The organism is Vibrio sp. 10N.222.49.C9 (assembly GCF_041474985.1).
In the GTDB taxonomy this organism is placed as follows: domain Bacteria; phylum Pseudomonadota; class Gammaproteobacteria; order Enterobacterales; family Vibrionaceae; genus Vibrio; species Vibrio crassostreae_C.
In genome coordinates, this window is the sequence record NZ_JBFRVD010000188.1 from 1 (window position 1) to 359 (window position 359).

The window sequence follows — 359 nt, forward strand, 5'->3', positions numbered from 1 at the left end:
GTCTAGCTCCATAGAGCAACTAGATATTGGTAGCCGAGTTGACGTTACCTTAACGCCAACTCAACTTCTGGCCTTCTAAAAAGGGTTGCGGTAGTGGATACCGCGGCCCTGTAATCCTTCCAGATCAAGCTGTAAACGAGATAAGAAATCATTCCAGTCTTTGTTGGTTTCTTTAGTCCACGCCACCTCTGCGATGGCTTGCAACCTAGGGTGCACCATATACTGCAGTCGCTCGGCACTATCAATGAGTTCGCACCATAATCCCGCTTGGATCCCCCATACCTTTTGTTGGATAGGGTCATTGGCGTCTATCTCACTCAAAGGGCGATAGTGATAAGCGTGTTTTAGCGGGGTAATGT

General features: G+C 48.2%; 1 protein-coding gene. It reads right to left on the reverse strand.

Annotation, left to right across the window (positions count from 1 at the left end; translation table 11 throughout):
• Nucleotides 1–75: 75 nt before the first annotated feature.
• Nucleotides 76–359: family 20 glycosylhydrolase (locus tag AB4585_RS22680; RefSeq protein ID WP_372171063.1), on the reverse strand; the 284-nt coding region annotated here is incomplete at its 5' end.